Annotated in this window: 7 protein-coding genes and 1 pseudogene; 1 reads left to right on the top strand and 7 read right to left on the bottom strand. The window is 32.3% G+C overall.

The window, feature by feature from the left end:
* Positions 1–294 precede the first annotated feature (294 nt).
* From bioB to PTSHG_RS08920, 3 genes and pseudogenes are all read right to left on the bottom strand, one after another.
* Positions 295–1,260, bottom strand: a complete 966-nt coding sequence (bioB, locus tag PTSHG_RS08930; protein ID WP_019108556.1) for a biotin synthase BioB — start codon at positions 1,258–1,260, stop codon at positions 295–297.
* Positions 1,261–1,352: 92 nt separating this feature from the next.
* Positions 1,353–1,993, bottom strand: a pseudogene (trmB, locus tag PTSHG_RS09460) (tRNA (guanosine(46)-N7)-methyltransferase TrmB).
* Positions 1,994–2,145: 152 nt separating this feature from the next.
* On the bottom strand, positions 2,146–2,871 hold the full coding sequence (locus tag PTSHG_RS08920) for a DNA/RNA non-specific endonuclease (RefSeq protein WP_238318777.1): 726 nt from the start codon (positions 2,869–2,871) through the stop codon (positions 2,146–2,148).
* A gap of 342 nt (positions 2,872–3,213) precedes the next feature.
* Here PTSHG_RS08920 and PTSHG_RS08915 point away from each other — a divergent pair, with 342 nt between their 5' ends.
* Positions 3,214–3,495, top strand: coding sequence for a hypothetical protein (locus PTSHG_RS08915; protein ID WP_019108554.1), 282 nt, complete (start codon positions 3,214–3,216; stop codon positions 3,493–3,495).
* Between the two features lie 497 nt (positions 3,496–3,992).
* On the opposite strand, the gene PTSHG_RS10170 is transcribed toward PTSHG_RS08915, so the two are convergent.
* The 4 genes from PTSHG_RS10170 to PTSHG_RS09985 form a co-directional block, all read right to left on the bottom strand.
* A complete protein-coding gene (locus PTSHG_RS10170; protein ID WP_238318776.1) occupies positions 3,993–4,598 on the bottom strand; it encodes a hypothetical protein in 606 nt (201 codons plus the stop codon).
* A 5-nt stretch (positions 4,599–4,603) separates the two neighbouring features.
* On the bottom strand, positions 4,604–5,152 hold the full coding sequence (locus PTSHG_RS10165; protein WP_238318775.1) for a DEAD/DEAH box helicase family protein: 549 nt from the start codon (positions 5,150–5,152) through the stop codon (positions 4,604–4,606).
* 240 nt (positions 5,153–5,392) lie between these two features.
* On the bottom strand, positions 5,393–5,692 hold the full coding sequence (locus PTSHG_RS09450) for a DUF7675 family protein (RefSeq protein WP_019108553.1): 300 nt from the start codon (positions 5,690–5,692) through the stop codon (positions 5,393–5,395).
* Complete coding sequence (locus PTSHG_RS09985; RefSeq protein ID WP_420329231.1) at positions 5,682–6,836, bottom strand: hypothetical protein; 1,155 nt, start codon at positions 6,834–6,836, stop codon at positions 5,682–5,684. The genes PTSHG_RS09450 and PTSHG_RS09985 overlap by 11 nt, the downstream gene beginning before the upstream one ends.
* Between the last annotated feature and the right edge of the window lie 297 nt (positions 6,837–7,133).

Here is a 7,133-nt window from a genome sequence, read left to right as displayed (position 1 = left end):
TTGCTACTCTTTGAAGTAGCTTATTTATTGTACTCTTGTAATTTCTTCTTGTCAAGTGTTTTTTACAATTTTTTTAATTGTTTTTACTTGTCTTTTACAAAAGCTCTGCTGTCTTTGTGAGACAACTATTATAGTTTAGCATCTCAATCTTTTAATGTCAACTATTTTTTATATTTTTTTAAATTTTTATTATCTAATTAAAAAAATAACAGCTGCATTTGTTACAGCTGTTTTATATTACTATTTTTCTCTTGCTTTGTCAAGTATTTTACAATAAATATTTCAATAATTTTTTTACACTGCTTTTACCTTATAATCAAGTTCTTTAAATCTTTCCATGTCTTCTTCTATGCTCGCTCCCTTTGTAGTCAGTAGCACTCCAGATATTGCTGCATTAGCTCCTGATTTAAAGGCTGACTTGCCAAATTCTTCCATTAATGCACGTCCACCAGCTAGTCTTATAAGTGCTTTTGGCAGTATAAATCTAAAAGTTGCACAGGTTCTATTTACTTCTTCCATTGAAAGTGGTTTATTGTTTTCTAAAGGTGTATTTTTTATTGGATTCAGTAAGTTTACTGGCACCGAATGAACGTCAAGTTCTCTTAATTGTAATGCCATATCTATTCTGTCTTTAAAGTCTTCGCCAAGTCCTATTAGTCCACCTGAGCAAATTTCCATTCCTGCTTTTTGAGCTGCCTTTATTGTGTCGATCTTTTGCTCGTAAGTATGAGTGGTACATATTTCTGGAAAGAAGTTTCTTGATGTTTCGAGATTGTTGTGAATTCGTGTTATCCCCGCATCCTTTAATTTCTCAAAGGATTCTTCAGAGATTATCCCACCAGATATGCAGATTTTTATTCCAGGGGCTTTTTCATAAATTTTTCTTGTGATATTACAAACTTTATCTATGTCTTTTGCTGTAAGTCCCTTTCCACTGGCAACCATTGAGTATCTTGGAATTCCTCTCTTGTACTTGTCTAGTGCGTCATTTACAATTGTTTCTTCATCTAACAAGTCATATTCTTTTATATGTGTGTTGTAGTGTGCTGACTGTGCACAGAATTTGCAGTTCTCAGAGCACTTTCCACTTTTTGCATTTATTATAGTACAAACATCAAAATCATTGCCACAAAAATATTCTCTAAGTTCATCTGCTGCTTTGGTCAAAACTTCATAGTCACTGTTGTAGATTTCTATTGCTTCGTCTCTTGTTACAGTATATCCATTTTTTACTTTTTCTTTTAATTCAATAATATCCATCTCTTCAACTCCTGAAATAATTATATATTCCTAATGAGTTATTGTCAATCTAGATAATATTTAAGTTAACGTTGTTGTGTTAAATATTAAGTTCAGTCTCTATAGTATTCAAATACACCAAATTTTATCTTTTGATTTAACTTTCTGAATTTTCTCTCATATTCAGTTACTATATTTTCTGGATAATCCTCAAGTTTCATATCAAATTCTTCTACTAATGTTGAGAAGCCACAATCACTAAAATAATCTAAACTTTCTTCAAATAATTCCAAGTCATCTGTCTTAAAATATATTTGTGATTTTGCTTTTAAAATAACTTTATACTTTTCTAAAAATCTCGGAAAAGTTAATCTTCTTTTTTTGTGTTTTAACTTAGGCCATGGATTGCAAAAATTTATATAAATTCTACTTAACTCATCCTTGTCAAAATATTCTAAGATATTTTCTGCATTAATTGGCATCGCCCTTACATTTGTAAGCTCTTCATCTAAGATTTTTCTAGTAGCATAAATAAGTGCATTAGTCTCAATGTCTACCATTATATAATTTATATCTTTATTTTTTTTGCTGATTCTATAGTAAATGTTCCCTTGCCTGCGCCAATTTCAAGATAAATTGGATTGTCATTTCCAAATACATCTTTCCACTTACCTTTGTTTTCTTCTCCATTAAAAAATACATAAGGATTTTCACGCATCTCAGGAATAGCAAAATGTTTTTTTCTAAGTCTCATGTTATTCTCCTTTTTTTGCTTTAAGCATTATAACACAAGTTGTGCGAGAGTCAATAATTCTTATGACTTTTATTCAAATTTTTATACTTTCAAAAAAATAAAAGCCACAAGGCTTTTATAAAATTACAAATATTAAGTTTTGCCAAGTATCTTTAATTCTTGTAAGGTCTTGTCCTTCCAGTCTTATAATCAATCCAAACACCCTTTTCAATATTTTTCACAAAAACTCTAAAATTTATCTTTTTACCATGGTCCTCAATACTATAGGCTTCCATAATTACCCCTCTTGCCACAAGCTCATCTCCTACAAAAATAGGTGTGACTCTATATCGAACCTTTTTGCCAGTGTCTCTAATGTAATTTCCAACAGCATTTTCAAAAGGGAGCATACCCTTTGCATTAAAAGACCTAGTTCCAGTCATCAAATTTTTCCAATTATCATTTTCTCCAGTGAGCTGATAAGCAATGAGATGACACCTATTATAAACTGCTCCGCCTTCAACAAAATCATAAAACTTTTGATGCCAACCCGTAGGATAAACCTTTGAAATATCTCCCCTTGGCACTTTTGGTAGAGAATCTGGACCAATAAGGGCATTGGCAGGCCCTACTCGATTTAACTTATCCAAATCCGAATAAAGTTCAAAATCAGGTCTCATCTTCAAATCATCATAAGAAAACTGTGGCGGATTTTTATCTATATCATAGTAGGGACTCTTTTCAGTAACCTCATATTTACTTCCAAAAATACTATCAATCTTATTAAAAAAGTTTCTGTTGTAACTTTCGTTGCCTATAAAGTCTCCACTTAATAAAACCCCAATAGCAATTGCAAATACAGCAGCAATAACTTTTAAATTTCTATTTCTTTTCATCATTTGCTCACCTTTTTAGATAATAAATATAACACTATTTACAATTATATAAGATTTTACATTTAAAAAAAGTTATTGTTTTAATTTTGATAAAAAGCTCCAAAAGTTTAGGTTTTACAAAAGCATTTATAACTTTTATATTAGTCACTTTAAATATCTTACATACATATGGGGACTACAAATGTACAAGCTAGAAAAATAAAGTATAATAGGATCACTTTCACGCTCGTGGACCGAGGAAAAAGTTGGTAAAATAGAAAGTACAAAGTATATCCTTGATGTTCATTGGTATGAAAAGGCTGGAAATCAATATAAAATAAAATTAAAACATAGAAAGGGAAAATAATGAAAACAATCCAAGTATATCAATCAGAATTTGATAAAGAAATTCCTTTGGAGTATGTTGGCAAAGTAAAATATATTGGACCTGATGATCCTTTAAGTTTTGTAAATAATGGAGAATATAATATTGTTTTTGATAAAAATAATACCTTAAAAGTTGTTGATGAAACTGAGGAAGATTACATATATGCACTCAGTGAGCCGAATAACTTAGGCGGGAAATTTTTTTATATAGATGACCCTAGGGGAATACTAAAAAAATATATGAAAGAATATAAGGATTAGAAGCACTCTAACAATAATAAGTTGGATGTGCTTCTTTAGTATAGAAAATGCTGAAATATAAAAAGAAACCTTGTAATAGAGCTATTCAATACGAAAAAACACAAAAACATGGCAATTACCACCGCATACGCGGAGACTACTAAACTTTTTCACTTTGCCTTAATTTTAACTATTAATAGTAAACATAGAATGATAACCAATATGTTACTAGCTACTCCGAGGTCCTTAAAAATACTATCGCATTTATCGTTATGATTAAGCTTAATAAAATTATATTCGTATCTCTTTTTTTTCATTTTGACTCAATGGGGACTTTATAATATAATACCCTTAAAGAGAGAGGGAATTCCCATCTCTTGGAGTTACTATTTTAAAAATTCTTTTATTAATCCGATAATGGCGATTAACAGATTGAGTAAAAGTATTATTAATTCTAGTAGCTCTTTTTTATTACCCTTTTTAAGTTTCTTAGGATTACCCCCCGCATAAGGCGGGGACTACCTACTACTTGTTCCAATTGGTCTTTTGTCGCAATTGGTCACTACTTGAGTAAGTGAAGGTTGGTCCATGTGGCATAAAGTTTTTTGATAAATAGCTTCTTCCCACATTGAATTTGCAATTATTATTTCTTTTACAGTCGGTAAGATTACATTTCCAAGTCCTTCTTCCTTTAACTCTTTTGATAAAATTTCTTGCCTTGAAGCACCATCAATTACAATTCTTTCTACATCAATTTTTTTAAGAAAATCAATCATCCAATAATCGCCATTTCTTATGTTTTGACAGTCTATTGATTCAACAAATATTCTGTTTGATAAAGTTTTAACTGCAATTGATAAGGCTACATTGGTTCCATCTTTACCAAATTTTATTCCTGCATATAATTTGCCTTTAAGAGTAGGTAGCTTCTTAACTTTCAAAGCTTTCCACTCATATTCAGAAATTGCAGATTTTTGATTATATCTTAACCATAAGCCAAGCCTTTGAATGTTAAAGTCTGTTTCATCTGGACCAATTTCTTCTTCAATTGCTCTTTCTGTTAATTTATAACCCATTGATGGATTTGTGAGATACCATAAGTCTTTATCATGAATATCACTCATGTCTTCTACAGACCATTCAGACCAACCGTTGTGCTTTCTTCCACCAGATAGGATTGACTCACGGTATTTTGTAAATACAGTCCCCCTGAAACCATTGTTGGTGGAGTCCCACACATTATGGTCATTGGATTGTCTGAGTCTGTAACTGTATATTTAAGAGCAGACTCTTGATCATCTGTGTACTCTTGAGCTTCGTCAATAATAAGCATGTCAAAGCCTTCTCCGAGACCACCTGTAGATGTCCTGGTTCTGAATTGTATTACTCCACCATATTCATTGAGTTCAATTCTTTCTTGCCCTTTCGCTTTAATTGATGAGAAGTTTTCTTTGTCTACAAGTCCCATATCCTCAAGATATTTCTTTAGCTTCTCAAAAGATGAATGAGATGTTGAGATCCTGTGAGCTGTGTGTAAAATATTTAGTCCGTGAAATAGTCCCCAAAGTTCAGCCATGTAGACCACTTCGGTTTTCCCATTTCTTCTTGGAACTGCGTAACCAAACTTGGAGTGAGTCCACAGACCCTCATCATTTATGGCAAACAAATCATTTACCATTTTTTCTTGCCAAGGAAAGGGACTTCTTCCAGTCTTTTTATAAAGCTCTACTGCCTCATTCCCTAGCGATTTTTTATAATCTAAAATTACCGACTTAGTGGGAGTTTGACTTCCATATTTTTCAAAATATCAAACTCCTTTTATAAAATTAATCGTGTGAATTTGCGTGTGATTTTTACACAATTAACTCACGATTATTTGCATTAAAAAAGCACATCTAACATCATTGTCAATGTGCTTTTATAATTTATTTTTGTTTTCTCCATGCAAAAAAGTTTGCCCAATAAGGCTCTTCTTTTTCAAATATTTCAATTTCTTCTTCAGACATATTATATGGATAATCTTCAAACAAGTTGTAAATTTTTTTCTATCAAAGCTTATATTAAGCTGTCCAATGGTATCAATTTTTCTAGTCCACCAAATTTTATTATCTTTGTTTTCCTTATCTTTATAAAAATCTTCATATCCAGCTATATAACAATCAGCATAAATATAGTTTTCATCTTCGTAAAAAACATCTTCTTTATTATTACCTGACATGTCCTTTACTTCCTTTCATTTGAGACTTATTTTCGGTATTTATAAAACATAATAAAGACTGAAATTCAGTGTTTTCATATAAACTTTCGGTATCAATTAAAATACTATTAGCTTCTATTTTGCCAATGTATTTTAAAGAATGGCTCTTCTTACATTTAAACCGACTAATTAACTCTCTGTCATTCAGTTCTGTAAACCCATTAAGCGGATACCCTTTTGTTTCAGGCGATTGTAATTCTAAATACTCATAACCTTTTTCAGTCTTTCGTATAATTGCAGCGTGTTCTCCTGTTGCTAAATAATATTCTTTTCCTGATTTAACGCGCGAAAACAATTTTTTCACAGCTTTCAAATCATTTGTATGCTTTTCTACATAACTCTTAACTCCATTTAAGTTTGAAATCTCTTCGATATTTTTAAAATTTGCAAATATATCGCAACTCTTACCACCTCTAAAATCTAAAACATCGAAGCCTGCTTTGTTCCCAATATAGGCAAAAGCAAGAGAAGAACAAGAACCTTTTGTTTCATCTCCACCTGCAAGTTTTTTTATGATTTCTTCTTCTGTATTTTTTGTTTTATTCAACTTAACTGCATTATATTCTATGTTTTCTCTAAAACACAATTTAACAAGCTTATTACTCTCTCTTATATCTTCACTGGACTTAATTCTTTTTTGAATTTCATCGTTCTTATCAGCATCTATCCATTTCTTAGTATGCACATCTTGTTTTCTTCCATCGCCTGGTAAATAATCAACTGTACATCTGCAGAATCTGTGCCTTTTATAAACATCTTTTGGAACATCAGGGTATTCGTATACGCCAACAACTTCTTTACACCAGTCACAACAACTGCCAACTTCTTTTCTCACTATCTTAGGAGTTAACCCTGATTTATATTGAAAGTCTGCATTTGTTTTAATTGTGTCATCAACTATGCTCTGTGTGAAGTTTTTAATCGGTTCTTCTAATAACCATTTACCCTCTTTAAAGTCATCATACTCACTTATTTTATTAACTATACCATCAATCCTATCTTGATTAATTTCAGGTTTAATTGCTTTTAATGATATAGGATTACCCCCGCATACGCGGGGACTACCAAAGACTGCTCTATGTGGTCCTTGTCTATCAGGGATCACCCCCGCATACGCGGGGACTACATCGAGGCAAACATCGAGCTTGCGGAAACTGTAGGATCACCCCCGCATACGCGGGGACTACCAATTAGTGGGATATGAGTTTTACTTGTTTTTAGGATCACCCCCGCACACGCGGGGACTACACACTAGAATTTCAAGAAAATGGAAAATCAGAAGGATCACCCCCGCACACGCGGGGACTACCTGCAGGAATTGGCAAAGCAATCGCTGCATCAGGGATCACCCCCGCACACGCGGGGACTACTTACTAAAATCAATGTAGTTAGCACCCTTAGC

Origin of the sequence: Peptoniphilus senegalensis JC140 (genome assembly GCF_000321025.1) — a bacterium.
GTDB classification, from domain to species: domain Bacteria; phylum Bacillota; class Clostridia; order Tissierellales; family Peptoniphilaceae; genus Peptoniphilus_A; species Peptoniphilus_A senegalensis.
Note: the sequence above shows the minus strand (reverse complement) of the source record. Positions and strands in the feature narration are given on the sequence as shown.

What these genes read in the sequence shown, in the direction of transcription:
- bioB (WP_019108556.1), bottom strand. Translation starts at nt 1,260, where the DNA reads ATGGATATTATTGAATTAAAAGAAAAAGTAAAAAATGGATATACTGTA.
- PTSHG_RS08920 (WP_238318777.1), bottom strand. Translation starts at nt 2,871, where the DNA reads ATGATGAAAAGAAATAGAAATTTAAAAGTTATTGCTGCTGTATTTGCA.
- PTSHG_RS08915 (WP_019108554.1), top strand. Translation starts at nt 3,214, where the DNA reads ATGAAAACAATCCAAGTATATCAATCAGAATTTGATAAAGAAATTCCT.
- PTSHG_RS10170 (WP_238318776.1), bottom strand. Translation starts at nt 4,598, where the DNA reads ATGAGTGATATTCATGATAAAGACTTATGGTATCTCACAAATCCATCA.
- PTSHG_RS10165 (WP_238318775.1), bottom strand. Translation starts at nt 5,152, where the DNA reads ATGGTAAATGATTTGTTTGCCATAAATGATGAGGGTCTGTGGACTCAC.
- PTSHG_RS09450 (WP_019108553.1), bottom strand. Translation starts at nt 5,692, where the DNA reads ATGTCAGGTAATAATAAAGAAGATGTTTTTTACGAAGATGAAAACTAT.